25 protein-coding genes and 3 pseudogenes are annotated in these 26,522 nt (G+C 59.9%); 11 read left to right on the top strand and 17 right to left on the bottom strand.

Features of this window, described 5'->3' with window-relative positions; genetic code table 11:
- Positions 1 to 74: 74 nt before the first annotated feature.
- Together EDC39_RS11480 and murI are read right to left on the bottom strand one after the other, a co-directional pair.
- Positions 75 to 704 (bottom strand): GerMN domain-containing protein, encoded by a 630-nt coding sequence (locus EDC39_RS11480; protein ID WP_187426770.1) that lies wholly within the window; start codon positions 702 to 704, stop codon positions 75 to 77.
- The gene (murI, locus tag EDC39_RS11485; protein ID WP_148896532.1) at positions 701 to 1,567 is read right to left on the bottom strand and encodes a glutamate racemase; all 867 of its coding nucleotides are present in this window, start codon (positions 1,565 to 1,567) and stop codon (positions 701 to 703) included. The genes EDC39_RS11480 and murI overlap by 4 nt, the downstream gene beginning before the upstream one ends.
- Before the next feature lie 279 nt (positions 1,568 to 1,846).
- On the opposite strand from murI, the gene EDC39_RS11490 reads away from it, so the two are divergent.
- The 3 genes from EDC39_RS11490 to EDC39_RS11500 are packed head-to-tail and all read left to right on the top strand — an operon-like array spanning position 1,847 to position 3,476.
- Positions 1,847 to 2,173: a hypothetical protein gene (locus EDC39_RS11490; RefSeq protein WP_148896533.1), complete on the top strand. Its 327-nt coding sequence runs from the start codon at positions 1,847 to 1,849 to the stop codon at positions 2,171 to 2,173.
- Positions 2,174 to 2,194: 21 nt separating this feature from the next.
- Positions 2,195 to 3,172, top strand: coding sequence for a 2-hydroxyacyl-CoA dehydratase family protein (locus EDC39_RS11495; protein WP_148896534.1), 978 nt, complete (start codon positions 2,195 to 2,197; stop codon positions 3,170 to 3,172).
- 37 nt (positions 3,173 to 3,209) lie between these two features.
- Positions 3,210 to 3,476 (top strand): cytochrome c, encoded by a 267-nt coding sequence (locus tag EDC39_RS11500; protein WP_148896535.1) that lies wholly within the window; start codon positions 3,210 to 3,212, stop codon positions 3,474 to 3,476.
- A 562-nt stretch (positions 3,477 to 4,038) separates the two neighbouring features.
- On the opposite strand, the gene EDC39_RS11505 is transcribed toward EDC39_RS11500, so the two are convergent.
- The 3 genes and pseudogenes from EDC39_RS11505 to EDC39_RS11515 all read right to left on the bottom strand — a co-directional run bounded on the left by EDC39_RS11505 (position 4,039) and on the right by EDC39_RS11515 (position 7,087).
- Positions 4,039 to 4,737: an anaerobic ribonucleoside-triphosphate reductase activating protein gene (locus tag EDC39_RS11505; protein ID WP_148896536.1), complete on the bottom strand. Its 699-nt coding sequence runs from the start codon at positions 4,735 to 4,737 to the stop codon at positions 4,039 to 4,041.
- A 102-nt stretch (positions 4,738 to 4,839) separates the two neighbouring features.
- A pseudogene (gene nrdD, locus EDC39_RS11510) lies at positions 4,840 to 4,971 on the bottom strand (anaerobic ribonucleoside-triphosphate reductase); the annotation flags it as partial.
- A gap of 124 nt (positions 4,972 to 5,095) precedes the next feature.
- Positions 5,096 to 7,087, bottom strand: coding sequence for a ribonucleoside triphosphate reductase (locus EDC39_RS11515; protein WP_148896560.1), 1,992 nt, complete (start codon positions 7,085 to 7,087; stop codon positions 5,096 to 5,098).
- A 247-nt stretch (positions 7,088 to 7,334) separates the two neighbouring features.
- On the opposite strand from EDC39_RS11515, the gene nikR reads away from it, so the two are divergent.
- Positions 7,335 to 7,754 carry a nickel-responsive transcriptional regulator NikR gene (nikR, locus tag EDC39_RS11520; RefSeq protein ID WP_148896538.1) on the top strand — a complete coding sequence of 140 codons (420 nt, stop codon included), beginning with the start codon at positions 7,335 to 7,337 and terminating at the stop codon, positions 7,752 to 7,754.
- 19 nt (positions 7,755 to 7,773) lie between these two features.
- On the opposite strand, the gene EDC39_RS11525 is transcribed toward nikR, so the two are convergent.
- The 10 genes from EDC39_RS11525 to EDC39_RS15615 form a co-directional block, all read right to left on the bottom strand.
- The gene (locus EDC39_RS11525; protein ID WP_187426771.1) at positions 7,774 to 10,269 is read right to left on the bottom strand and encodes an ATP-binding protein; all 2,496 of its coding nucleotides are present in this window, start codon (positions 10,267 to 10,269) and stop codon (positions 7,774 to 7,776) included.
- 289 nt (positions 10,270 to 10,558) lie between these two features.
- The gene (locus EDC39_RS11530) at positions 10,559 to 10,810 is read right to left on the bottom strand and encodes a hypothetical protein (protein WP_148896540.1); all 252 of its coding nucleotides are present in this window, start codon (positions 10,808 to 10,810) and stop codon (positions 10,559 to 10,561) included.
- Positions 10,811 to 10,898: 88 nt separating this feature from the next.
- Entirely contained in the window at positions 10,899 to 12,206 is a 1,308-nt protein-coding gene (locus tag EDC39_RS11535) for a GGDEF domain-containing protein (protein WP_148896541.1), read from the bottom strand.
- 165 nt (positions 12,207 to 12,371) lie between these two features.
- Positions 12,372 to 13,079, bottom strand: a complete 708-nt coding sequence (locus EDC39_RS11540) for an ABC transporter ATP-binding protein (RefSeq protein ID WP_148896542.1) — start codon at positions 13,077 to 13,079, stop codon at positions 12,372 to 12,374.
- Positions 13,072 to 13,875 carry an ABC transporter ATP-binding protein gene (locus tag EDC39_RS11545; RefSeq protein WP_148896543.1) on the bottom strand — a complete coding sequence of 268 codons (804 nt, stop codon included), beginning with the start codon at positions 13,873 to 13,875 and terminating at the stop codon, positions 13,072 to 13,074. Before EDC39_RS11545 ends, EDC39_RS11540 begins: the two co-directional genes overlap by 8 nt.
- The gene (locus EDC39_RS11550) at positions 13,868 to 15,097 is read right to left on the bottom strand and encodes an ABC transporter permease subunit (RefSeq protein WP_148896544.1); all 1,230 of its coding nucleotides are present in this window, start codon (positions 15,095 to 15,097) and stop codon (positions 13,868 to 13,870) included. Before EDC39_RS11550 ends, EDC39_RS11545 begins: the two co-directional genes overlap by 8 nt.
- 15 nt (positions 15,098 to 15,112) lie before the next feature.
- Positions 15,113 to 16,015 (bottom strand): branched-chain amino acid ABC transporter permease, encoded by a 903-nt coding sequence (locus EDC39_RS11555; RefSeq protein ID WP_148896545.1) that lies wholly within the window; start codon positions 16,013 to 16,015, stop codon positions 15,113 to 15,115.
- 104 nt (positions 16,016 to 16,119) lie between these two features.
- Entirely contained in the window at positions 16,120 to 17,229 is a 1,110-nt protein-coding gene (locus tag EDC39_RS11560) for a branched-chain amino acid ABC transporter substrate-binding protein (RefSeq protein ID WP_148896546.1), read from the bottom strand.
- A 411-nt stretch (positions 17,230 to 17,640) separates the two neighbouring features.
- A complete protein-coding gene (locus EDC39_RS11565; RefSeq protein WP_148896547.1) occupies positions 17,641 to 17,940 on the bottom strand; it encodes a hypothetical protein in 300 nt (99 codons plus the stop codon).
- A gap of 41 nt (positions 17,941 to 17,981) precedes the next feature.
- Positions 17,982 to 18,164, bottom strand: coding sequence for a hypothetical protein (locus tag EDC39_RS15615; protein ID WP_246140245.1), 183 nt, complete (start codon positions 18,162 to 18,164; stop codon positions 17,982 to 17,984).
- Positions 18,165 to 18,465: 301 nt separating this feature from the next.
- Between EDC39_RS15615 and EDC39_RS15370 the strand changes: the two genes are divergently transcribed.
- From EDC39_RS15370 to EDC39_RS11590, 5 genes are all read left to right on the top strand, one after another.
- Complete coding sequence (locus EDC39_RS15370; RefSeq protein WP_187426773.1) at positions 18,466 to 18,621, top strand: hypothetical protein; 156 nt, start codon at positions 18,466 to 18,468, stop codon at positions 18,619 to 18,621.
- A 74-nt stretch (positions 18,622 to 18,695) separates the two neighbouring features.
- A complete protein-coding gene (locus EDC39_RS11575) occupies positions 18,696 to 19,490 on the top strand; it encodes a transporter substrate-binding domain-containing protein (protein ID WP_148896549.1) in 795 nt (264 codons plus the stop codon).
- A gap of 90 nt (positions 19,491 to 19,580) precedes the next feature.
- Complete coding sequence (locus EDC39_RS11580) at positions 19,581 to 20,540, top strand: amino acid ABC transporter permease (RefSeq protein WP_246140246.1); 960 nt, start codon at positions 19,581 to 19,583, stop codon at positions 20,538 to 20,540.
- Positions 20,533 to 21,267 carry an amino acid ABC transporter ATP-binding protein gene (locus EDC39_RS11585; protein ID WP_148896551.1) on the top strand — a complete coding sequence of 245 codons (735 nt, stop codon included), beginning with the start codon at positions 20,533 to 20,535 and terminating at the stop codon, positions 21,265 to 21,267. Before EDC39_RS11580 ends, EDC39_RS11585 begins: the two co-directional genes overlap by 8 nt.
- A 77-nt stretch (positions 21,268 to 21,344) precedes the next feature.
- The gene (locus EDC39_RS11590) at positions 21,345 to 22,256 is read left to right on the top strand and encodes a DMT family transporter (RefSeq protein WP_148896552.1); all 912 of its coding nucleotides are present in this window, start codon (positions 21,345 to 21,347) and stop codon (positions 22,254 to 22,256) included.
- A 71-nt stretch (positions 22,257 to 22,327) separates the two neighbouring features.
- Here EDC39_RS11590 and EDC39_RS11595 read toward each other — a convergent pair whose 3' ends face one another.
- Entirely contained in the window at positions 22,328 to 24,922 is a 2,595-nt protein-coding gene (locus EDC39_RS11595) for a helicase-related protein (protein WP_187426774.1), read from the bottom strand.
- Positions 24,923 to 25,089: 167 nt separating this feature from the next.
- Here EDC39_RS11595 and EDC39_RS11600 point away from each other — a divergent pair, with 167 nt between their 5' ends.
- A complete protein-coding gene (locus EDC39_RS11600) occupies positions 25,090 to 26,061 on the top strand; it encodes an IS481 family transposase (protein WP_148896554.1) in 972 nt (323 codons plus the stop codon).
- Between the two features lie 83 nt (positions 26,062 to 26,144).
- Here EDC39_RS11600 and EDC39_RS11605 read toward each other — a convergent pair.
- Positions 26,145 to 26,342 (bottom strand): annotated as a pseudogene (locus EDC39_RS11605) (transposase); the annotation flags it as partial.
- Between the two features lie 53 nt (positions 26,343 to 26,395).
- Between EDC39_RS11605 and EDC39_RS15950 the strand changes: the two are divergent.
- Positions 26,396 to 26,522, top strand: a pseudogene (locus tag EDC39_RS15950) (transposase); the annotation flags it as partial.

Genomic DNA, 26,522 nt, shown 5'->3' on the forward strand with positions numbered 1-26,522 from the left:
CTGCCCGGTCAGCAATTTCGTTTATCATTGCTACCATTTTTCAGCTCCGCAAGGCAAGAAGAACACCGGCCCTGTCAGTCGCCGCCCCCTGTGGGCAGGGCCTCTTCCTCCTCCTCGCCAGAGATGGGCCGGCCCGATTGCACGAGCAGTCTGCGGGTATAGCGAAAATCGGCCACGACGGGCATGCGCAAATCGACATGCCCCTTGATCGTATCGGCCGGGTGGCCCTCGATCTTGAATCGTACCTGCCGAACATAGGGGAAATTGACCGACAGGGTATCGACAACGGCATAGACGGTCAGCAGTTCGGAACGGCTCCCTCCGGGATGTGCATCGACGAATTCACGGCTGAAATCGATGGTGACCAGATCGTCCTTCAGTTCAACACCGAGGATACGGGTTTTGGCCGGCAACACGGACAGCAGATCGGTCTGCGACCCCGCAATCAGCACCTCGAGAGTTTCTTTCAGGCACTCGCGTTCGTCCTCACAATCGGGAATCTGCCGCGTTTCCGACTGCAGCAGGTCGCCCTCGGGAGAACCGAAATAGACAAGGACATCGCGGGTGAGCAGACGGGCTGCAGGCAGCGGTTCGTCCGTTTCGACCACATCCTGCCGCGGCGACAGCGCCTGGCGGCTGAGAAGCCCGACCACGACCGCCAGGACCCCTGCGGTCACGAGCATGGCAACAAGACGGATTTTCACTGGTGCCAGCCTCCCGCGACACAGGATCGGACGGCCGGACGGGAGTCGTCGGCAACGATGCCGATATCGATCTGTTCAATTTCTCCGATATCCGTACCGAGAAAGGTGCTCCCGACCCGGCGAAACCGGTCCGGAAGGTCGGTGACATAAAAACGGGTCCTTCCCTCCCGAGGGACGGTGCCGGCAGAGGCAAGCTCCGCATCGAGCAGGCGACCGGCAATGGCGTCAGCGGTCGCCTCGGCCGAGTCGACCAGAATGATTCCGTCGCCGAGAATCCGCTTCAGAACCGGCTTGAGCAGGGGATAATGGGTACAGCCGAGCACCAGCGAATCGATGCCGGCTTCCTGCAGCGGAGCGAGATACTCCCGGGCACAGATATCGGCCACGGGATGTCCCGACCAGCCCTCCTCGGTCAGCGGGACGAAAAGCGGGCAGGCAGCGGACAGCACTCTGGCGTCCGGCCGCAGGCGCAGAATCGCCCGGTCATAGGCCCCACTGCCAACCGTTCCTTCAGTGCCAATAACGCCGATGGCGCCGGTGCGGGATTGCCGGCAGGCCTGCCGCGCGCCTGGCTCAATGACCCCGACAACCGGCAACCGGAACCGCCTGGCAAGATGCGGCAGGGCGACCGCCGAAGCTGTGTTGCAGGCTACCACCAGCATCTTGACGCCGTGGGAAACCAGAAAGGCAGCCGCCTGTTCGGCATAGCGGATGACCGTGTCCGCCCCCTTGGTTCCGTAGGGAACACGGGCGGTATCTCCAAGATAGACAAAGGATTCGCCGGGCAGTCGGCGCAAAGCCGCCCGCAGCACCGTCAGGCCGCCGATTCCGGAGTCGAATATCCCGATGGGGCGATGTGGCATCAGTACCTCTGGACGAAAAAACGCCCTTTCCTGAAGGGGTTAGAATCGCGTTCGATGCTAGTTAACAGACGGGTAAATGTCAAGCAAGCCCCCACGTCCCCAAATCCACCACCTGTTTCGCGAACCGAGGGTGCCGGGACAGACGCAGATGCACCTGTAACGGCAGCCGAATCCCTATATGGGGGGATTTGGGGACGTCCCCCTTGCGAGGCCGGTAACGATGCTTTAACATGACATGTATTTTGCTGTGGCCGCCCTATCGTATGGAGGGAATGCCCAATGAAGGCCCTGATGGATCTGCTCGAAAACCTGCAGACCGAGCACCTGCTGGCCATTCTGCAGGATCTCAGACTGGAGGAGCTGGTCAAAAATCCCGCCTTTCTCGGTGCCGTCGCCGTTATCGGCGCCGTCTGCCTGTTCAAGCGCTGGTACGGGTTTCTCGGCATCGTTTTCGGCCTGACCGGATTCGTCTGGCTCCTTTCCTACACCCTGCAGAGAGGGACGGAACTCGGTGGCTCCGGCAACCCCACCCTGCTGGTCTTCATCGGCGGTGGCGTCGTCATCATCGGCATCGTCATCTACCTGCTGTTCATCCGCTCCGACTGAGATGCCCACCGGAGATTCGCCATGACCGGCCTGACCGCTCCCATTCCCCTCGAAATTCTCATCGCCGCCGAAAGACAGCCGGTCGACCTGCTGCAGCTCTTTTTGCAGGAGACCGATCCGGCCGGGGTCCTTGACGAAGCGGCCCAGGCCGGTTTTGCGGAAGACGCCTCCATCATCGAAAAGGGGCTGTACGGAACCATCCTGCGCCACGGCATCCGGGAAGTCGTCATCGCCGTGACCGGCGATCGGCCGGTCCGGGAGCTGGCCACCCTGTTGCAGCAACACGACGTACGGATCATTTTCTTTTACTACCCCCTCGATCGCTGCCGCGAAACCCTGGCCCTCGAAATCAAGAAGCTGGCCCGGCATTTCGACGCCGCGCCGGTCGACATCGATCGGGTCCATCACCGTCTCGCAGACATCCGTGACCAATTGCACCGGATCGACCGTCTCTGCTGGCAGGACGAAAAAATCTCCAGCCAGGAAAGTTTCAGTCTGCAGCTGGCGGCCAGCGACATGAGGGGGGATCCGGAAAGCTTCGCTGCCGAACTCGACCGTTTCATCGACCGGGCTGAACGGAACCAGCCCAAATCCCGCAGCCGGCGCATCGCCTGTCTCGGTGACGTTCCGTTGTGGAACGACCTGTTTCTGACCATCGAGGAGTTCGACGCCCGGGTCGTCTACCACGAAATCCCGCACCAGATCGGCATGCCGCACCGAGCCGATTCCCTGGTGGAGCAGTATCTCGCTTTCGACCTCCCCTACGACGTTCCCGCGCGCCTGCATAAAAGCCTGGAGACTGCTCGCGAAAGGAACGTCGACGGCCTGGTTTTCATCCGGACAGGCAACCGACCGGCCAGTGGCATCACGGAAATCCTGCTCAGGCAACAGACCGAACTGCCACTGCTGGTCCTCGACTGTCAGGCCACCGGCCCTCTCGACCTGTGCAGCAGACTCCGGCTGAAGGATTTTCTCACCGGACTCGACAGAAACCAATGAACCGCAACTGACTGATTCGTCTCAAGGGAGTCATTCCATGGCCTTCAAGAAAAGTGATGGTCTCTTCATCGCCCTGATCGTCGTCATTCTGACCATTTTCATTCTCATTTCCGGTGAAGAAAAGACCAGCCGGGTGCCGAATGACGAAATTCACGCCCGTTTCTACCCCATCATCCGCGAGCAGGGAAAAAAGGCCGGCGAAAAATTCTGCGGCGAATGCCACAACGAAAAACAGATCCCCTTTCCCAAGGATCATCCGCCGAAGTTCCGCTGCCTCTTCTGCCACAAGCTGAAAGGGAATTGACCTGCCGGTTGCGCCATTTGGCCGTTCCATTTCCAGCCGGAGGCCGGGGCGGTTGTCCACGAAGAAAAAAATAGCTGTAATTGCAGTGTTTTTCCGCCGGCCGGCAAAACGTCCACCACCGCCCAACGGCTGGCATCCTTGTTGCTATCTACCCAGTCCGTTCATCACCGGAAGGACAAGGGAGGACAATACCCATGGCGCAGTTTCCCAAAAACAGCAACTTCTTCGACTATCTGCTTTACGCACTGGCCGGCAGTGTCTTTCTGGTCATGAGCTATTCCTTCATCCTCTGGCTGCAGTTCTGAATACCATCCGCCCCCTAAAAACGCCAAGGCCGTCGGCATCTGCCGACGGCCTTTCCATTTCGGCCTAGCCCTCCCCCAAAAAGGTCGGTTCGCCACCAGGATACCTGACAGGGTAAAGGCGTTTTCAACGCTGAGCCGCAGAGGGGACGAACCGGAGAGAAGCAGCAGGGTCAGTTCGACAAGGCTCGGAGCAAAACATCTGAAATTTAGCAACCTGTGAGGGTAACACAGCCAGAGAACCCGTCCGCTGCAGACTGTCAGCGAAGTCCTCGCAACTCGACCCTTTCGACATACCCTGCCGCCAGGGAAGCCAGCTCCCGCAACTTCTCCTCGGAGTAGGGTTCAAGGTCGGCCAGGCCGGGGTCAAGAGTGACCTGCGGCGAGAACTGCTGCAGCACCCAGAGGCCGGCGCCGCGGATCAGCTCGCCGATCTGGCGGATATCCCCGACATCGACAAAACCGGGAACGCAGGTGGTGCGAAATTCGCAATCGACATCGGCCGCCAGCAACAGCCCGACCGTGCGCTGCAGGGCCGCCATGCTGACCGGCCCCCGATGCAGCTCCCCGTAACGCCGCGGCGCCGTCTTCAGGTCGAGGGCGACATAGTCGACCAGGTTTTCCCGCAGCATCCGTTCGACCACGCGGGGAGCAAGCCCGTTGGTGTCGAGCTTGACCTGCAGCCCCATATCGTGGATCTGGCGCACCAACACATCCAGTTCCGGCGCCAGGGTCGGTTCACCGCCGGTCAGCACCACCCCATCGATAAAATCCTGCCGCTCCGCCAGTTCATCCACCACCAACTCGAGGGGAAGATCGGGCAGATCCGCATCCTCGGCCAGAAGCGAAGGATTGTGGCAAAAGGGGCAGGTCAGATTGCAGCCAGAGAAAAAAACGAGGGACGCGATCTTCCCCGGAAAGTCGAGGAGACTGGTCCCCTGGAAGCCCTTGATGGCCATGCCAGAATCCTGCATCCGTCCCGCCGGTTGCCGAAACCGATCACGCCGGGCGGCGAAGGCCCGCGTCAGGACGCTTTTCGGCAATCGGACGGACCACTGAAATCAGCCGTTCTCTTTACGGGAAATCAGAAATTCGGTGCGGTCTCTGAACTCTTCCTTCTTCCCCCGGTTCCACTGCTGCACCGGACGGAAAAATCCACAGACTCTCGAATAGACCTCGGTTTTCGCGTCGCACTTGGTCGCCATGACACCCTCCTCTTTTTTCGGTCGCGGCCGCCGCCCTGGCCTGGTCGCCGGCAACCGCACTCCAGTAAAGTCCCTGCCAATCGAACATGGTCGTTTCTCCCGGCATTGACGTTCAGGCCGCCGCCCCCTCCTGCTTGTGGTAGGGACAGGAAAAATGTTCGCCGGCGATATAGCCGTGCTCGGGACAGATGGTAAAAGTCGGACTGATGGTAAAGTAGGGCAGATGAAAATTCTCGCTGATCCTTTTGACCAGCAACCGGGCACTGCGCCAGTCCTCGAGCCGCTCGCCGAGAAAACCGTGAAAGACCGTGCCGCCGGTGTAGAGAGTTTGCAACTCGTCCTGATGCCTGAGCGCCTCAAAAATGTCATCGGTGGCGCCGACGGGCAGCTGGCTCGAGTTGGTGTAGTAGGGCTGCTCGGTGCCGGAGGTGCGGATATCGGGGAACCGTTCCCGGTCGAGCCGCGCCAGCCGGTAGCTCGTTCCCTCGGCCGGCGTCGCCTCGAGATTGTAGAGATGGCCGCTCTCCTCCTGGAAGCCCTCGAGCTGGCGGCGCATGAACTCGAGCGTGGCACGGGCGAAGCTTCGGCCCTCGTCACAATCGATGCCGACGCCGAGCAGATTGAGGCTGGCCTCGTTCATGCCGATCAGGCCGATGGTGGAGAAATGGTTGTCCCAGTAGCGACCACTGCGCTCGTGTATGCCCGAAAGGTAGAACCGGCTGTAGGGATAGAGACCGTCGCAGGTAAAGCGTTCGAGCTGTTTGCGCTTGATTTCCAGAGACTCGTAGGCAAAGCGCATCAGCTCGGAAATCCGCTCGAAAAAGTCGGTCATGCTTTCGGCCCGATAGGCCGCCCGCGGCAGGTTGATGGTCACCACGCCGATCGACCCGGTCAGCGGATTGGAGCCGAACAGCCCGCCGCCCCGGCGACGCAGTTCCCGGTTGTCGAGGCGCAGCCGGCAACACATGGATCGGGCGTCTTCCGGATCCATGTCGGAATTGATGAAGTTGGAGAAATAGGGGATGCCGTACTTGGCGGTCATCTCCCACACCGGACGCAACCGGTCGCTCTCCCAGTCGATGCCACGGGTGATGTTGTAGGTCGGAATGGGGAAGGAAAAGATACGCCCGGAAGCGTCCCCTTCCATCATTACCTCGCAGAAAGCCCGGTTGAACAGGTCCATCTCCGCCTGGAAGTCGCTGTAGGTCTCGTTCCGGATTTCACCGCCGATGATCACCCCTTCGGCCCCCAGCCCGCGCGGCGGCGTCAGATCGAGGGTGATGTTGGTGAAAGGCGTCTGGAAACCGACCCGGGTCGGCACGTTCATGTTGAAGATGAACTCCTGCATCGCCTGCCTGACTTCGGCGTAGCCGAGGCCGTCGTAACGGATGAAAGGTGCGAGCAGGGTGTCGAAGCTGGCGAAGGCCTGGGCGCCTGCGGCCTCCCCCTGCAGAGTGTAGAAGAAGTTGACCACCTGCCCCAAAGCGGTGCGAAAGTGCTTGGCCGGCGCGCTCTGCACCTTGCCGTAGGCGCCGGTGAACCCCTTGAGCAGCAGGTCGCGCAGATCCCAGCCGCAGCAGTAGACCGACAACATGCCGAGGTCGTGAATGTGGAAGTCCCCCTCGCGATGGGCTTCGGCGATGTAGGATGGGTAGATCTTGTGCAGCCAGTAGTTGCTGGTGATGTTGGCGGCGATATGGTTGTTCAGCCCTTGCAACGAATAGCCCATGTTGGCGTTTTCGTTGACCCGCCAGTCTTCCTGGGTGAGATAGGAATCGACCGCCTCGACCGCCTCCTGCATGAACTGCTGGGTGCGGCGCAGGGCGGCGTGCTGCTGCCGGTAGAGGATGTAGGCCTTGGCCACCTTGGCATGCCCGTTCTCGATCAGGCACTTCTCGACCAGGTCCTGGACATTTTCGACGGTGGGGATGCGGCCATCCTTGTAGATGACCTCGAGGATACCGACGACCTGGCGGGCGATGGCGTCGGGCTTCTCCATGTCGGTGCCGCCGACCGCCTTGACCGCCTTGCGGATCGCCTCGGCGATCTTCTCGGGTTCGAAACTACTCAGCCTCCCGTCGCGCTTGCGAATGAACTCGATCATCGCCGCTCCCTCCCCGGACTCAATCAGCATGCGATCAATCTAGCACAGCCCAAGGCTGAGTCAAGGAGAAAAAAACACAACATCTGGACCTTTTTGGGGGCCACCAACCCAACATCTTGTGAAAAACCGTGTGCAAAAGCTGTGGACAAGGCGGGGATTAAAATCGCTAAGAAGGCAAGATTCTTGACCCTTCGCGAAAGGCTGTGCTAGGAGACGAACAGTTATTCACTTGTGACCGGGAGCAGCCATGCCATCACTGACACGTTTCGGGATTTCTATCGACCAGGACCTGCTCGACCAGTTCGACCGCCTCATCGCCCGCAAGGGCTACGCCAACAGGTCCGAGGCCATCCGCGATCTCATCCGCAACTCGCTGGTCGAAGACGAATGGCAGGAGGGAGACCGGGAAACCGTCGGCACCATTACCCTGGTCTACGACCATCATACCCGCGACCTGGCGGACAAGCTGACCGAACACCAGCATTCACACCACGACGCCATCATTTCGGCCCTGCATGTGCACCTCGACGCCCACCACTGCCTCGAAGTGGTGGTGGCGCGCGGCTCCGGCAGCAAGGTGAAGAAACTGGCCGACGAGCTGATCGGCACCAAGGGCGTGGTTCACGGCAAACTGACCATGGCCACCACCGGCAAACAGCTGCGCTAGCCGGCTGCAAAAGCAGGGGTCAGAGAACGGAAGCAGCGGCCTCACCCGCCATCTCCACGTAGACAGGCAGAGTCACGATCACCCTTGTGTATTCGCCCGGAACGCTGTCGATGTCGATGCTGCCGTCATGATCGCGAACGATGTCGTGCGTAATCGAAAGTCCGAGGCCGGTTCCGACACCGGCCGGCTTGGTGGTGAAGAAGGGATCGAGAATCCGCTCCAGCAGGTGTTCGGGTATGCCCGGTCCCCGGTCGTGCACGATCAGCCGAACCCGGCCGTCCCCCGCTACCTCGGCCGAAATCCGCAGACACTTGTCTTCCGAATATTCCGGGTATTTTTCGTTCAGGGCGTGTCTGGCATTGCTGAGCAGGTTGATCAGCACCTGTTCGAGCTGCTGGTAGCGGCCGGCCACCGGCGGCAGGTCGTCGTCCAGAGCGATGTCGACCCGGATGCCATCCTTGCGCAGCTGCGCCTTCATCAGGGTCAACGCATCGTTGACCACCTCATGCAGATACACCGCACGGATCGCCTCCTGCCGGTTGCGAGAAAAACTCAACAGGCTGCTGACGATACCGGCGATGCGGTTCCCTTCCTTGATGATGCGTTCCGGCAGCTCTGTCGAATCGCCGCCGGCGCGGGCATGGTTGACCATGATCTGGGCGTAATTGATGATGCCGTTGATCGGATTGTTGATTTCATGCGCCACCCCGGCGGCCAGCTCGCCGATGGCGGCCAGCTGGCCGGTACGGATCGAATCACGATGGCTGCGTACCTGCTCGGTGACATCGCGGATAAACTTGATGACCCGGTCGACCCTTTTCCGGTCGTCGAAAATGGGAATGGCCCGGGTTTCAAGGATCCTTCCGTCCGGCAGATCCATTTCGATACGCTCCGGCTGCCCACCGCGCATGGCGTCGGACACCACACAGTGCCGGATGTCAACCCCGAGAAAACCGTGCAGATCTTCAGTGCTGCAGCCAAGGATCTCTTCCGGCGGCCGGCCGTACAGATCTCCGGACGCCCGGTTGGCCCAGGACACCTTCAGCTCCCGGTTGAACACCAACAGGCCATCCGGAATGGCGTCGAACAGGGCCTGGAACTGCCGTGACAGCAGCCGATGCTGCTGCTCGCTCTGCCGCAGGGCCGTTTCAGCCATGCGCCGGTCGGTGATGTCGCGGGCGACGATAAAGGCAACCGGCTCCCCTTCCTGACGGTAGAAACTGATGTTGAATTCATGGGGGAGCTGTTTGCCGAGCGCCGTTCTGATATCGGCCTCGAACAGCAGGTGGCCGTCCTTCAGGCCGCGCGAGAAGAGTTCGACAGCCTTGTCGGCCGGTTCGAAAAGATCGGGGCAGATATCACGAAAGCGCGCCTCGAGCAGGGTTTCGCGATCGAGCCCCAGGGAGAGACAGGCGATCTCGTTGGCCTCGAAGAGCCGGTCCGGCAATCCTTTTTCGTCAAGACTGGTCACCAGAATGGCATCGCGTCCGCTGTTGAAGAGTCGCAGATAGTGCTCGCGGCTCTGGCGCAGATCTTCCTCGCGCAGACAGATCTCGGCGGCCATGCCGCGCACGCTCGCCGCCAGTTCCTCGATTTCGGCATAGGGCTGGGTCGCCAGACCCACCTGGTAGTTGCCGGCCGCGATGTCGCCGATCTGTGCCGACAGATCCTGCAGGGGCCTGACCAGCCGCCGGCTGAAAGTGATGGCTACCAGCAAAGCCAGCAGAACGGCGAAACAGAGCCCGACAGCCACCGATACCTGCAGATGCCGGGCGGCGGCGTAGGCGCCGGCCAGATCCTGGTTTATGAGAACCATCCAGCCAGCTCCGGGAACCCGGGCAAGACTACCGAGAGTCTCGCGCCCATGCCAATCAAAGGTCCAGGTGCCGGTATTCCCGGCCAGTCCCTCCCGCACCGGCAGCAGGTGGCGCAGCGTCTTGCCCTGGTCAGCGGCATCCTTTCCCGACTGCATGATCAGCCGGCCGGTACGATCGACCAGGGCCAACCCAAGACCGGACCTGTTGCTGCCGACATCCTGCAGCCGTCTCAGGAATTCACGGTTGAGGCTGCCGGCCAGAACCAGGTCGCTGAAGGGAAAGACCAGCAACAGTTCCTGCTCGCCGGAAACCGGCGAAATGAACAGGTCGCTCCAGTAGACGTCGTTGCCGCGCAGGGCTCTGGCGAAAAACGGCATCTCCGCCAGATCGAGGCCGAGATAGTTCCGGCGCAGCTTGCGAAGATTTTCCGGCAGGCCGACATGCAGCACCCGGCCACGATGGTCGAGAAGAAGAATCGAATCGAAATAGTCGGAATTGCGCACCGCGCTGTCGAGCAAAAGGCTGGTGCTATCCTCCTCGTCGGAAAAGTAGAGCACCAGAATGGCTGCCAGCTGCCGCAGAACAGACTGGGGCTCGCGCAGGGATTCGCCGATTTCCCGGGCGACGGCGTTGGCCAGCAGAAAGTTTTTCGATTCGAGGTTGGCCCGGGTTTCCCGGTCAACGAGAGTCAGGGTCACTCCCCCCAGCAAAAGGACGGGGAGCAACGACAGAAAAAGAAACCTCCAGAGAAGAATACTTCGTAGCTTCGCCTGCCTTGCCATCAATCACTCACACCGACATCGCAACCGCCTCTCCGGTCAATGCCGACGGCTCAGCAAAGCGCCTGAACCGTCAACCATGTCCACCCATCCGGCGGACGTGCCAGGCAGGCCCGACAACCCCCCTGTCACATTTGAAACTTTACCTGAAGTTGACAATAAAAAAAAGCCAATAAATCCGAAATATACCACCAGCCGGCATTCGGAGTCAGAGTCCTTCTTCCTTTTTGAGTTGATCGAACATGACGTTGAGAACCTCCTCGATCTGTTTCGGAGTCATCCAGCCGTGCTCGAAGAAGATGGTACCGAGAATGCGGTGCGGCCGCTCGCCGAGGTTGTCGTCGACCTGTTCGCTCAAGGCCTGCTTGAGCTGCTCCGGGGTGACGAACCCCATCTTGACGGCCAGCTGTCCAAACCGGGGACAGTAACGTTCGGTGGGATGGCGACGTTCAGCGCTCATGGTAACTCCTCCGGGAAAGTCATTCCGAAAAACGGGCTATCCACCATCTCGACAGGGACGGGTGCAAACTTTACCCGAATCCGCGAACTCATACGGATGACCGACGAGTCCAGGTCACCGAACCCCGTCTTTCCCGCCCGACGCGGTCATGGTTACCGCCGTCGTGGGCAGCGGCCGTAACCATAAGGTTGCGTCCGCCTTCCTTGGCCCGGTAAAGGGCCGCGTCGGCGCGGGCGAACAGGCTGTTGGCATCCCTGGCGTCCCGGGGGAAAGTCGCCAGCCCGATACTGACGGTAATGCGAATGGCCGATTCGGGGTGATCGAACAGGGCGATGGCGTGCCCGGAAAAGAACTCCCGAATCCTCTCCGCCAGCTCTGCGGCCTCCTCGCCGTCGGTTTCCGGCAGCAGGATGGTGAACTCGTCGCCGCCGATGCGTGCCGCGTGATCGTTGATGCGTACCAGTTCGCGCAACCTTCGGGCCACTTCCTGCAGCACGTAGTCCCCGAGCTGATGACCGAAGGTGTCGTTGATTTCCTTGAAGCGGTCAATGTCGAGAATCAACAGCGAAAAAGCATGCCCGTAGCGCTCGGCACGACGGGTTTCCTCGTGGAAAAGGCGATAGAATTCGCGAACGTTGTTCAAACCGGTCAGATAGTCGACGGCGGAGAGGCTGGCCAGTTCCTGATGACTCTTTTCCAGCTTCTGGGCCATCAGGTTGAAGGTGCGGGCCAGGTCGGCAAGCTCGTCATGCCCCACCTCGGCCACACGGGCCGACAGTTCGCCCTCGCCCAGCAGTCGCGCCCCTTCCTTCAGGGACCTGACCGGCTCCAGAACCGATCGCGAAAGCCAGGCTCCGATCATCAGCGACAGGCTGAGGGCAAGCAGCAGTACGGCCGTCAGAAAGCCGAGAGTCGCTTCCCGGTCCTTGAGAATCCGGCCGCGCAGAACCACCATTTCGGCCAGTGCCATCTGGCGCACCCTGACCAACTTCCGTTCCGCCGCCTCGAGATGCCGCAGCAGCCTTTCGCGAAGGGCATCTTCCCCGGCATCGTCGTAGGCCAAAAACGCGATCGCCTGTTGCCAGTCCCGGTGAGAATTCTCCATGGCCTGGTACTCGCCGGCACTTGAAAAATCCACTGTCAGCAGTTGCCGGTACTGGCCGCCAATGACTTTCCTCACCTCCCGAGACAGAACTGTCTCGACCGGCCGGTGATGAAACCGAAACTCGTCGATCAGGGCGTGAACCTGCTGTTGCAGGCGGTTGACGGGAGCGATCTGGTCGATGGCCTCGCCGGCCACGAAATCCATGGCGCTGGACATCTGCTGCAGAGCATAGAATCCGACCCCAACGGCAACCAGCAGCGGCAGCAGCATCAGACCGAGTCCGAGTCGCAACCGATTAACCGGTTATTCAGCGAAATCGAGGACATGTCCCTTTCCGCACGAGTATCAAGGGGAACTTTTTGAGTTTACCATCGATTTGCGGGAAGGACAGAAACACTACCGAAAGGAAAACCGCCGGAACCGCATTACGGTTCCGGCGGCCGGACAAAAGAGCGATCAGATACCGAGGTAGGCGGTCTTGACTTCTTCGTTGGTCAGCAGGTTGGCGGCGGAATCGGCCAGGGTGATGCGGCCGTTCTCCATGACATAGCCCCGGTGGGCGAGCTTCAGCGCCTGATTGGCGTTCTGCTCGACCAGAAAGATGGTAGTGTTGTTCTCGCGGTTGATCTTGCGGATGATGTCGAAAATCTGCTGGATAATGATCGGCGCCAGACCCAGCGATGGCTCGTCCAGCAGCAGCAGGCGGGGGCGGGCCATCAGGGCTCGGGAGATGGCCAGCATCTGCTGCTCGCCACCGGACAGGGTGCCGCCCAACTGATTGCGGCGCTGGGCGAGGATGGGGAAGAGATCCATCACCATGTTCAGGTCCTGCTTGATCAGCAGCTTGTTCTTGCGCAGGTAGGCGCCCATCTCCAGGTTCTCGAGCACGGTCATGTTGGGAAAGATCCTTCGCCCCTCAGGCACCTGGATGACGCCCAGCTCGACGATCTTGTCCCCCGGCAGGCCGTGGATCGGCTTGCCCTGGAAGAGAATCTCGCCGGAACGGGGCGGCACGATACCGCACAGGGACATCAGGGTAGTCGTCTTGCCGGCACCGTTGGCGCCGATCAGGGTGACGATCTCCCCTTCGTGCACTTCGAGACTGACCCCCTTGAGAGCCTGGATATTGCCGTAGAAGGTATTGATCGAATTGACCTTAAGCATCGTCACCTCCCTCACCGAGGTAGGCCTCGATCACCTTCGGATTGGTCCTGATTTCCTGCGGCGACCCCTGGGCGATCTTCTTGCCGTACTCCATGACGTAGATCCGTTCGGAGATGTTCATGACCAGTTTCATGTCGTGCTCGATCAGCAGGATGGCGATGCCTTCCTCCTTGCCGATGCGCACGATAAGCTCGTCCAGCTCCTTGGTTTCCTGCGGATTCATGCCCGCCGCCGGTTCGTCGAGCAGCAGCAGGAAGGGATCGGTGGCCATGGCGCGAGCGATCTCCAGCCGCCGCTGGGCCCCGTAAGGGAGGTTCTTGGCGAATTCGTCGGCGACATCGGCCAGGCCGACCTTCTCCAGCAGGCTGTAGCCCTTCTCGACCGTCTCCCGCTCCTCCCCCAGCACCTTCGGACTGCGCAGGATGGCGCCGAGGATGCTGGTATTGGTGCGGCAGTGCCGGCCGATCATGACGTTTTCCAGCACCGTCATGTTCTGGAACAGGCGGATGTTCTGGAAGGTCCGGGCCATGCCGATCTCGGTAACCCGGTTCGGCTTCATGCCGTTGATCTTGCGGGACTGGCCGTTCGGCGGATGAACCAGAATCTCGCCACGGGTCGGCTTGTAGATGCCGGTGACACAGTTGAAGAAGGTCGTCTTGCCGGCACCGTTGGGGCCGATCAGGGCGACGATCTCGTTTTCGCAGACTTCGAGGGTGACACTGTCGACGGCGCGCAGACCGCCGAAATCCATGGTCAACTCCCGCACTTCAAGCAGTTTGGCAGCAGCTTCAGCCATTGTTCTCCTCCGCCGCGGGCCTGCGGTGAGCATAGGTTTTGCGGACATTGGCGATCAGCCCCTGGGGCCGGAAGATCATCATCAGCACCATCACCGCGCCGAAGACCAGCATCCGGTAATCGGCAAAAGCGCGCAGATACTCCGGCATCAGGATCAGAATCAGGGCGGCGATGATCACCCCGACGATTGACCCCATGCCGCCGAGGACGACGATGGAAAGGACGATCGCCGATTCCATGAAGGTAAAGCTGTTCGGATTGATGTAGGTGTTGCGGGCGGCGAAAATGACACCGACCGCCCCCGCCCAGAAGGCCCCGAGGGCATAGGCTGACAGCTTGGTGCGCGCCATGTCGACACCCATGGCGACGCAGGCGATCTCGTCCTCGCGCAGGGCCATCCAGGCCCGGCCGATACGGGAGTCCTTCAGCCGGTTGGTGACGAAGATGGTGAAGATCACCATCAGGATCATCAGGTAGTAGGTGTAGGTGGTGGCGGCGCCGATGCTCATCTCCATGCCGAAGAAGCCGGGACGGGGGATGTTGGCGATCCCCTTGGCGCCGTTGGTCACCTCTTCCCAGTTCTCGATGACGATCTTGGCGATCGAGCCGAAACCGAGGGTGACGATGGCCAGATAGTCGCCGCGCAGTCGCAGGATGGGGAAGCCGAGCACGACGCCGAACAGGGCGCCGATCAGGCCGCCGATGGGCAGGCAGGCCCAGAAGCCCAGGACTGGAAAGTGCTGGTGGATCAGGGCGTAGGAGTAGGCACCGACGGCGAAGAAGGCGACATAACCGAGGTCGAGCAGGCCGGCCAGACCGACGGTGATGTTCAGGCCGAGGCCGAGCACGACGAAGATCAGCGCCAGCACCATGATGTTGACCTGGTAGACGTCGAGAATCCAGGGAAAAAGAATGGCGACAGCGGCCAGAACGCCGAGCAGCGGCCGGTAGAGCCTGGGATCCTGCAGGATGCGCTGCCCCAAGGTCGGAGCCATCAGGCCCTCGTCCTCAAGCTCCGCCTTCTTGCTGCGCAGCTGGCGCTTGTCCAGGGCCCAGCGCCAGAACAGATGCAGAAAGAAAGCAACGATGAAGACCCAGAGCATGTTGAGCCAGCGCCACTCGACGATGTTCTTCAGGGTATTGACCTTGACCACCATCAGCGGGAAGGTCAGAAACACGAACCAGAGCGCGACCAGAACCGAACGTTTAAGCACATTGAACATCTTGCGCACCCTCCCCTAGACCTTCTGCTTGACCGCCTTGCCGAGCAGACCGGCGGGGCGGAGGATGAGAATCAGCACCAGAACCCCGAAGGCGAAGACATCCTCGTAGGCGCTCGAAATGTAGCCGGCGGCCATCGATTCGGCCAGGCCGAGAACCAGACCGCCGAGAGCGGCGCCGGGAATGTTGCCGATTCCGCCCAGAACGGCCGCAGTGAACGCCTTCACCCCGGCCATGAAGCCGATGTAGAAGTTGATCTGCCCGATGTAGCTGCCGACCAGCACGCCGCCGATGGCCGCCAGGACCGAACCGATGATGAAGGTCACCGAGATCACCCGGTCGACATTGATGCCGACCAGCCGGGCCATGACCATGTCCTGCTGGGTGGCACGCATCGCCTTGCCGATCCGGGTGTACTTGATCAGCAGCGTCAGCACCACCATCGAGATGGCGCTGGTCACCAGAATCACCAGCTCGGACGATCCCATGATATGCGCGACCGGCTCCATGAAGGCGAACTCGGGGATCAGCTCGGGGAAGGGAAGAAAGTCGGGGGTCTGGGCCAGCAGAACATAATTCTGCAGAAAGAGCGAGGCCCCGATGGCACTGATCAGAGGGGACAGCCGCGGTGCGTTGCGCAGGGGCTGGTAGGCGATCTTTTCCAGGGTGTAGCCGTAGGCGGCGGCATAGATCATGGCGATCAGGCCGGCCAGTACGAGAATGGAAAACCCGGAAAAGCCGTAGATGGTCAGCACCCCGGAGACAATCAGGGCGACAAAGGCACCGATCATGTAGATCTCGCCGTGGGCGAAGTTGATCAGCTGGATGATGCCGTAGACCATGGTATAGCCCAGGGCGATGAGCGCGTAGATGCTCCCCCTGGTCAGGCCGCTGCAGAGCAGTTCGAGAAAATAGTCCATAAGTCCGACGTCACCTTAACTTGCGGATTTTAATCTCCGCAAGGCAAAAGGACGGGGGACAGGCAGCGCCTGTCCCCCGCTCGTTTCAGACCTGTCGGCCGGAATCAGAGTTCGACGAACTTGCCGTTCTGAACCTGGTAGACGGAGAAGCCGACACCTTCGGCATCCCCCTTGGCGTCAAACTTGATCCTGCCGACCGCGGTGTCGACATAGTTGTTGCGCAGAGCCTTCTCCAGCGCCGCGTAATCGGTACCACCGGCAGCCTTGATGGCGGCCAGGGCAGCCTGCATGGCGGCATAGCCCTGATCGAAGAAGGTTCCCGGCTCCTTGCCGTATTTCTTGACATAGGCGGCACGGGCCTTCTTGTTCTCTTCGTACTTGGTCACGTCCATCGGACCGGTGGCGTAGACGCCCTCGGCCTTCTTGCCGGCGATCTCGAGAAAACCGTCGCCCTTGATGCCGTCAGGACCGACGAAAGCGGCCTTGACCCGCTTCTTTTTCAGCTGGGCAACCAGCTTGGAGGCCTCCGGATGGTAACCGCCGAAGATCACGGCGTCGGCCTTGACCCGACGCACCTTCTGGATCACCGCCGAATAGTCCATGGCGCCCGGGGTGATGCCTTCATACATGACGACTTCCGCCTTGCCACCTTCCTCGATGAACTTCTTGGCGAAGTCGGCGAAGCCCTTGCCGTAATCGCCCTTGTCGTGAATGATGGCGATCCGCTTGGCGCCGAGCTTGCCGGTAACGAAGTCGGCGGCCAGCTTGCCCTGCATGTCGTCGGAGGCGATGGTGCGATAGAAGTTGGGGTAGTCGCCGCTCTGGGTCAGGGGCGGGTTGGTGGCCGAAGGCGAGATGGCGATGACCTTGGCTTCCTTGTAGATGCCGAGGGCAGCCTTGGTGGCGCCGGAGCAGACATGGCCGATGACGATCCGGGCTCCCTCCGACACCAGCTTGGTTGCGGCGTTGGTGGCGATCTCGGGCTTGCACTGATCGTCCATCGGAATCACCTCGACCTTCTTGCCAAGAAGGCCGCCGGCAGCGTTGACCTGCTCGGCGAGCATCATCGCCGCTTCCTTGGTCGGAATGCCGTAGGGTGCCAGGTCACCGGTGTGCGGACCGGCGACGCCGATCTTGAAGGTGTCGGCGGCAAAGGCCGGAACGGCCAAGGTGGCTGCCAGCAGGGCAGCAAAAATCAGTTTTACGTGACGCATCAGTTCTCCTCCTCTGTCAACAAGTTTTCCACGTGGGCAGACAATGGGACACAGTTTTAACCGTATAAGAAAAAAGCTCCCGGCACGTCAAGGCAAAAGCGCACAATTCGAGCAAAAATCTTTTTAATCCCACCAAACCAAGGCATTTGCCGCCCGAAGTCGGCCAACAGCCGCCAAATACGGCGAAACTCGGCCGGATCGACCGGCGACAGCCGCCCGCTGCCACCGTCGCAGCCAGAGAGGCACCAGCTCGGCGATCACCATGCCGGCGACAATCAGAAATCCCCCCGCCCAGTTGACCGGCAACAGCCTCTCCTGCAACAGCCACATGGAGGCCAGCGCCGCCCAGACCGGTTCGAGAGTATAGATACAGCGCCGCCGTGGTCGGCGTGGTCAGACGCTGGCAGGAGGTCATGATCCAGAAAGCGTAAACAGTAGCAAAACCGAGCAGACGAGAAGTGCCACAACCAACGCCCCGGTCCAGCGAGCTGGCCAGCTGACCTGCTCGAAGGCCAGGCTGCCGCCAAGGCCGAGCACGGCCATGGTCGCGATCTGCACACAGGCCAGGGCCCGTCCGTCGTAATTCGCCGTCCAGGCATCAAGCCCCAGCAGATGAAAGGCGATAAAGAAGGAGGCGACAACCACCAGCCCATCTCCCGGATTGAGCCGCCAGGGCCACTGCCAGGTGAGCAGCAGCAGGCCGAGCAGCACCAGAACGACTCCGATGCGGGAAGCGGCCGCCGGCGGCTTCTTCAGCAGCGGGCCGGCAGAAGCGGCACCCAGATGACGTTGATGCCGGTCAGAAAGCCGGTGTTGCTCGAACTGGTCCGCTCCAGTCCCAGGGTCTGAAAGAGACAGGAAAGAAAGAGCAGCACACCGAGAAAGATGCCGTACTCCCCCCCCCCCCCTGGCGATCGAGGCTTCGCCAGCCACAACCGGCGATCCGCGCCAGCAGTACCGCGGCCAAGACGAAGCGGATCCAGAGAAAGCCGAGCACGGGGATATCCTCCAGAGCCATCTTGACCGGGGGGAAGGTGCCGCCCCAGAAGATGGTCACGCTGACCAGAAGCAGTTCCGCCATCGTCCGGGGCATCCTCCCCCCCCCGCTTGCCGTCCATGCGCCATGAATGAAAAACCCTTTGTCCCTTGCCGCCTGCCTGTGCTATAAGGCGATTTTGCTATTGTCAAAACCCTGTTTGCCACTGCCAACAAAACCGCCGCCGGAGAATAAAACATATGGAGCGCGGAGAAAAGGAACCCATCCAGGTCATCTGTCCGAAATGCCGCTATACTGAAATCGTTTATCTGCCCTGCGAAGATCTGCCCAAGTGCCCGCACTGCGACATCCGCATGATCATCGCCGAGCTGCTCGACGAGGGGAAATCCTACTGAACAACCCAGGTCGGACGACATTCCGATTGAAATCACCCGAAAGAAAACCAGAAAACCCGCAAAGGAGGAACGAGATGAAACGTCTGCTCGCTGGCATCCTGACCCTGTGCCTGCTCGCCCTGCCTCTGGCCGCCGTCGCCGGCACCCTGGACGAGATCCAAAAGCGCGGCACCCTGCGCGTCGGCATGGAGCCGGGCTACATGCCCTTCGAACTGACTAACAAGAAAGGCGAAATCGTCGGCTTCGACGTCGACATGGCCAAGCGCATGGCCAAGGCCATGGGCGTGAAGCTGGAACTGGTCTCCACCGCCTGGGACGGCATCATTCCGGCCCTGATCACCAAGAAATTCGACATCATCATGTCCGGCATGACCCTGACCCAGGAACGGAACATGAAGATCAACTTCGCCAACCCCTACATCGTCATCGGTCAGACCATCCTGCTGAGAAAGGAGCTCGCCGGCAAGGTCAAGTCGTACCGCGACCTGAACGATGCGAAATACACCGTCGGCTCCAAGCTCGGCACCACCGGCGAGCAGGCGACCAAACGAATGATTCACAAGGCCAAGTACATCTCCTACGAAACCGAGCAGGAAGGCGTGCTCGAGCTGGTCAACGGCAAGATCGACGCCTTCATCTACGACATGCCCTACAACGCCGCCGCCTTCGTGCAGCGGGGCCAGGGCAAGATCGTCCACCTCGACAAGCCCTTCACCTACGAGCCACTGGCCTGGGCGGTGCGCAAGGGCGATTACGACTTCATCAACTGGCTGAACAACTTCCTCAACCAGGTGAAGAACGACGGAACCTACGACAAGATCTACCGCAAGTGGTTCGAAGACGACGCCTGGATGAAGGGCCTGCAGTAACCAACATCCCGCGCCGGCGGGTTCATGCCAGAGGACACGCAACAGGATGAACCCGCCGGTCGGACAAATCTGACAGAAGGACCGACAGAATTGACCACCACCAAACCCCTGTGGCCCTGGAAACTCTTGCTGGCCGTCATCCTGATCGGGATGGCGGCCGGCATCTGGGGGGCCGTCAACCGTATCGACTACACCTGGCGCTGGAACCGGGTACCGCAGTACTTTTTCTACGAGAGCGAAGAATCGATCACCATCCCCTTCGACGGACGGGTCGAGCAGATCCGTAGCGAAGGCAGGATGGCCGTCCTGACCCTGGTGTCGGAGACCGGCGACAAGAAAGAGGCCCGGGTCGAAGCCGACACCCTCAGGGTGGAAGAGGGCGAGGAGCTGTTCGAAGGCGACGCCCTCGGCTTTGTCCACGAGTGGCGTTTCGGACCGCTGACCACCGGCCTGTGGACCACCCTCTGGCTGTCGGGCTGCGCCAGCGCGCTCGCCCTGGTCATCGGCCTGCTCACCGGCCTGGCCCGCATCTCGCGCAACTACACCCTGCGCGGCCTGGCCGCCCTCTACGTCGAATTCATCCGCGGCACGCCGCTGCTGGTGCAGATATTCATCGCCTATTTCTTCGTCGGCACCGTCTTCAATCTCAGCCGCAACGTCGCCGGCATCGGCGCCCTGGCCATCTTCGCTGGAGCCTACGTCGCCGAGATCGTCCGCGCCGGCATCCAGTCGATTCCGAAGGGACAGATGGAAGCCGCCCGCTCATTGGGGATGAACGCCTTTCAGGCCATGGCCTACATTATCCTGCCTCAGGCCTTCAAGCGCATCCTGCCGCCGCTGGCGGGCCAGTTCATCAGCCTGATCAAGGATTCGTCCCTGGTCTCGGTCATCGCCATCACCGACCTGACCAAATCGGGGCGTGAAATCATCACCAGCACCTTCGCCACTTTCGAGATCTGGCTGACGGTCGCGGCCATGTACCTGGTGGTCACCTCCCTGATGTCGCAGCTGGTCTTTTACATGGAACGGAGGCTCGCGGTCAGTGATTAAGGCAAGCAACGTCACCAAAATCTTCACCGGCCGCGGCCAGGTGGTCCGCGCCGTCGACGGCGTCAGCGCCGAAATCGGCAAGGGCGAGGTGGTCGTCATCATCGGCCCGTCCGGCTCGGGAAAATCGACCTTTCTGCGCTGCCTCAACGGCCTGGAAAGTTTCGATGACGGTCACATCGTCATCGACGGCGTCGACCTGGCCGACAAGAAGACCGACCTGAACAAGGTGCGGCGCGAGGTCGGCATGGTCTTTCAGCAGTTCAACCTCTTTCCGCACAAGACGGTGCTGGAAAACATCACCCTGGCACAACGGGTGGTGCGCAAGCGCAGCCGGGAAGAAGCCGAAGCCAAGGCCCGGCAGCTGCTGGCCAAGGTCGGCATCGCCGAAAAGGAGAAGGAATATCCCTCGCGGCTGTCGGGCGGCCAGCAGCAGCGCGTCGCCATCGCCCGCGCCCTGGCCATGGACCCGAAGATCATGCTCTTCGACGAGCCGACCAGCGCCCTCGACCCGGAGATGGTCGGCGAGGTGCTCGACGTCATGAAACAGCTCGCCCGCGAAGGGATGACCATGGTCGTGGTCACCCACGAGATGGGCTTCGCCCGCGAGGTGGCCGACCGGGTGCTGTTCATGGACGCCGGCAAGCTGGTCGAGGAAGGCACGCCTGATCAGATTTTCAGCGCGCCGCAAAACGAGCGCACCCGGCTCTTTCTCAGCCAGGTGCTGTAAAACCGACAGGCCCGGGATCCAACGGAGGCAGCCTCCCGGCATGACAGGAGGCTGCCCTCACTGCTTTCGTAACTTTCATGCCCCTTGCCGACAACCGCAACCGTACGCCCCTGCTCTTCGCCCTGTTCTGCATTCTGGTCTGGGGCATCTCCTACGCCGTCATCCGGCAGACGGTGCAGCAGATTCCGCCGCTGACCCTGGCCTGCCTGCGCCACCTGTTCGGCGCCCTGATGCTTTGGCCACTGACCCGCGGCCGGTTCGGCGCCATTCGCATTCCGGCCCGGGACCACCTGGCCATGTGCGGGCTGGGACTGGCAGGCATCACCCTCTATTTCGGCTTCGAAAACCACGGTCTGAAACTGACCTCGGCCTCGCACGGCGCCCTGCTGATCGCCCTGATTCCACTCGGCACCGAGCTGGTCACCGCCCTGCGCAAACGTACCCTGCCGGCGGCGGCAACCTGGTTCGGCACCGCCCTTGCGCTGACCGGCGTCGGCCTGCTGGTCGGGCAGAGCGACGGTGTCGCCAGTCTCGAGGGCGACCTGCTGATGCTCGGCGCCGTGGTGAGCTGGATCAGCTACACCTTCGGCGTCAACCGCTTCGCCGGCCGCTATCCGGGCCTGCTGCTGACCCGGCAGATCATGCTTTACGGCGCCCTCACCCTGCTGCCCGGCATGGCTTGGGAACTGACCCGCACCGCACATGCCCTGCCCGACGCCGGCGCCTGGCTTGGCTTCGCCTACCTGACCGTCATCTGCTCGGTTCTCGGCTACGACCTGTGGAATCGCGCGGTACCGCGTCTCGGCCCCAGCGCCGTCAACAACCTGCTCTACCTGCTGCCGCTGGTCGGCGTCATCACCGGCGTCCTCGCCCTCAGCGAACCGGTCACCCCGGCCCTGTTCGCCGGCGGCGGCCTGATCCTCGCCGGCGTCGTCCTCGCCGGCAGGGGGCAGCGGAGCAAAGCAAGGGAAGCCTACCATGCCGACTGAGCGCAAGAGTGTCAACGGCCATTGAAAACCGAACCACTTTTGCGCTCTTTGGCAACAAAACAACCTGCAACCTAATCAGGAACACCGACAACGGCAGAAACGACCCGGGCATGAATCGGCCGATCTGAAGGGATGCCGGCAAAAGCCTGTTCAAGCCTTTCCGTCGGGAGGGGCTTATCCTTCAATTCTTTCCGGATGTCTTTCAAACGCAGTGGTTTAAACCTCCTCCTCGACGTGAGTTTCGCGTACCACGTTTCACGAATTGCATCCAGCCATGCTTCTGCCACGGCATCCAGGTTGGGTCGTTCGTCTTCGTTGGCAGGCACATGCAAAAGTTGCAGAGCGCTTAGAACAACCGCCTTGCGGTGGTCATCCCCATCAAGTTCCGCCTGCTTCTGATAATGAGTGAGAATCAATTTCATTTCTTCAAGGGCCCGTTGCTTTTTCCGCGGCAACAGGGACGATTCCGTCTCAAGCACCCGATTGAGAAAGTGCCCTATAAGAGCCGATGCTTTTTTATCCATCGGTCTCGATTCACTTTGCATGGTCAACAATTTACGCAACCTGGAGGCAATTTCTTCAAGATGGGTGATTGGCATGCCGCCAAGTCCCTCAAGAAAAATCCACTTGGGCGCTCCATGTTCAGCCCCGGCAATGGCCAGAAAGGCCCAGGGCTTGCATGACCTGACCAAACTGACGGTGGACACGACCCGGGCCTTGGAGTGCCTGACCTGCCGATAAACATCTTCGGGGATGAGACCATCCTCCAGGGAAACCAGGTCCCTGACTGGCTGGAATGCATCCCGCAAACCATCCCAGGTTTGTCCCTGCCGTTCCCATTGTTCCAGAAACCGGATCATCTCTTCAGCGGTTGAGGGGCTGTCGCTCTGCATCTCCTCCGGGATAAGGTTTTCCGGAAGCACCAGGTTAGAGCCCAGAATCTCTTTCACTTCGGTGTAACGTTGAAAAAACTTCCGGTCGGCCTTGAGAGAAAACTCTTCACTGTCCTTCGGCCACCACACCTCGATTTTCTTGTGCGGGCTGTTCATCCGGTCGACCCGTCCGACGCGCTGCTCGGCAATGCGGATAACACTCGGCATGTCCAGCAGCACCACGGCGGAGGCCTGCTGCAGGTTGATCCCCTCGGACATCGCATCCGAGCAGAGGGCGATGATATTTCTGGCCTTTGATCCAAGAGCAAATTCCCGGTTGACCTTTTTCTTTTCCGTCGCCTTCGAACCGGTGGCGACCAACACCTCACAATCAGTCCGCTCTTCCTCGATGAGCTTTTTGAGGATTTCCAGAGTGATCAGGCAACTGTCAAACCCGACCAGAAGTGAATGGCGATCCAACAAATTGACCAGCAGCCTGGCCTTGGTACGTTCCCGGTTGTCACTCATCTGGCCTACCAGGCCAAGAATCTTGCGGTAGATATGCACTTCCTCGATCACCGCCTGGCGATGCTCCACCGGGTCCGTCAACCAGGTTGGGAGCCTTTCGCGAAGTGAACTTTCCGGCACATAGTCCCGACTCTGGTTGAGCCGCTCAAGCACATTCCCGGTCTCTTCATTCTTGATATGGCTGGTAATACCGAATCGCCGGGCCGCCGTCTCGGTCCCCAGCAAATGTTCGATCAGCGCGGCTCGCGAGGAACGCAAACGCGACATGAGGTGGTATAATGCCAGCCCCTTGGCTCCTTGCAAGCGCCCACGAATATAGGCATCAATATCCACCACACCGCGCAGCGATTCGGGAAGATCCAGGCCGGAACGGAGGTTGACCAGCCCACGCAACTGACCTGCCAAATTCCGAATCTCTTTGGCAATCTTCTGATCTTTGGCCGACTCCTCAGTCTGATAGGTTTGAGAGATATGCTCCGGATAGCGGCAAGGATTGCCAAAATCATCGCAATAGGATTGAGGCTCCCGATCAACCATGGCATTCAACATCGATTTGGTGCGCCGCAAGGTAAATCGTTGGACTTCCTTTTGCAGCTCCAACCGCTCTTCACGCGTGGTCATAAACCGTCCGCCTTGAGCGCCAAGCCTCTTGGCGAGGTTATCGAAAAGGACCAAAGCCCTGTCGTCCAGGTTGTCGGCCCCGAGCAAGTCGACGATCATCATGAGATCCCGAACTCCCTTGTTGATGGGAGTTGCCGTGAACATGACCACAACATCCGCCATGTTGCCATGGAGTCCACGGGTTCTTGACGACTTGGGATTCAGAAAATTGTGGGCCTCATCGATGGCAAGAGACTGGGCACGACGGATGGCATGAAGCCCCCCTGCATGCTTGTCGGATCCCCGATGGCTCAGCACACCATGCGAAATGGCTTCAAGCGGCAGGCCACAGCTGATGGCCTCACGCTTCCAGGACTCCTCCACCGGCCCGGGTGGGCAAACCAGAGCCGTAATGTCCTTTCGGGTGCGCCCGGTGCTCCAGATCCTGTCCATGACGGCCCTTAGCAGATGAGCCCCCATGCGTGTCTTGCCCGACCCGGTAGCGTCAGCCACCAGAACACTGCCGACGTTTTCAACCATCCAGAGAGCCTGAGCAATGCCGACTTTCTGAGAGGGCCAAAGTTCCCGGCCGCCGCTCGCGTAGTGACTTTTGATGTACTTTTGGGCCCACTCCCCCTCAAGAAGCTCGCCACAGGCGCGGCCCAAGGCCTCCTGCCATGTCACGACCTGCAAAAGCTTTTTGAGCAGATCGAGCAGAAACGGATTGTAGTCATCACCGAGTGCCCAGTAATTTTCGGCAATCTGGAAGTGTGTGATTCATAGACATCCTTTCAATTCGAGGGCATGATATTCCCCGTTGAAAGGAGGTGAAAATGGACCCGAAAGTTCGAATGCGCTTAAGGTGGGTGGAGCTTTATTTTTCCTCTGGCAATGCAGGTTTTGTTTGCCGTCGTTGCGGCATTTCCAGGCCGACATTACGTAAATGGGTGACCCGCTTTAAAGAAAAAGGTCTGGAAGGGCTTCAGGACGAGAGTCGTCGCCCAAGAAATTTCCCCACAACTAAAGTTACCAAAGAGATAGAAGGCTGGATTCTTGATCTTAGAAGAACAAGGAATCTGGGAGCAAGGCGGATTCAGGGTGAATTGATCCGCCTGCATAACTTGAAGCTCTCTTTGGCGACGATTCACAAGGTTCTGACAAGAAATCAGGCAAAACCGCTTTTGCGGCCCAAACGAATAAAGCCATTCAAACGCTACTCTAGACCAGTTCCTGGCGATCGGGTTCAGATGGATACAATGAAAATTGCTCCCGGGATTTATCAATATACGGCTGTCGATGATTGTAGTCGTTGGCGAGTTTTGGGAGTCTACAAAAGGCGCACTGCCAAAAACACCTTAGATTTTCTGGAGCGTGTTTGTGAGGAGATGCCATTCCCCATTCAGCGCATCCAAACGGATCGTGGAACGGAATTCTTTGCCTATAAAGTTCAGGAGCGCCTGAAAGATTGGGGTATTAAATTCAGGCCCATACGACCAGCCTCCCCGCATCTTAATGGCAAAGTGGAGCGGTCACAAAAGACTGATTTGTTTGAGTTCTGGGCCAATGTGGACATGAACGATCCAGAACTTGGCCTTCGAATCGAGGAATGGCAATACCACTACAATTGGCATCGCCCTCATGGTGCCTTGAATGGAAAGTCACCGATAGACCTTGTTTGTGAGCTCCACAAAGAGACTCCACTTACGGGAGAGGTTTGCCAAGCCTATGACCCCAGCCAAGAGGACATCAGAGACCAAAACTACAAAGCAGATCTGGAGATGCAGAGATTGAAACGATCTCTGTGAATCACACACCCCGGCCAAGCCGGGGGCTTTATCTGTGAACCGCTCAAAGCGGTTGCTTAAAACCTTGGGCCGCCTAAAGGCGGCTAGCTGAGTAACTTCAATTGATCAAGCCTGCGATCTTCCTCTTCCTGCCTCCGTATGTAATTTCGGATAACTTCTTCATCGCGCCCCACCGTCGATGCAAAGTAGCCTCTTGCCCAAAAGTTCTCACCGGTAAAATTCCGGACTCGCCCTCCAAAGGCCCGTGCTATGTGAATTGCACTCTTCCCTTTGGCCTTCCCCCGAAATTGTGGACAGTCCGAAAAGCTCCTACAACAGCGTCAGGAGGACTGGCATGGTTTCGAAGAGAAGGAAGTACACTCGTTTAAGGTCGAGACGGTTAACCTGATAACCGGCAGCGACCAGTCTGTTGCTGAGGTGGCCAGAGATCTGGAGATCCACCCCAACACGCTCTACAAGTG

The sequence above is a fragment of the Geothermobacter ehrlichii genome (assembly GCF_008124615.1).
GTDB classification, from domain to species: domain Bacteria; phylum Desulfobacterota; class Desulfuromonadia; order Desulfuromonadales; family Geothermobacteraceae; genus Geothermobacter; species Geothermobacter ehrlichii.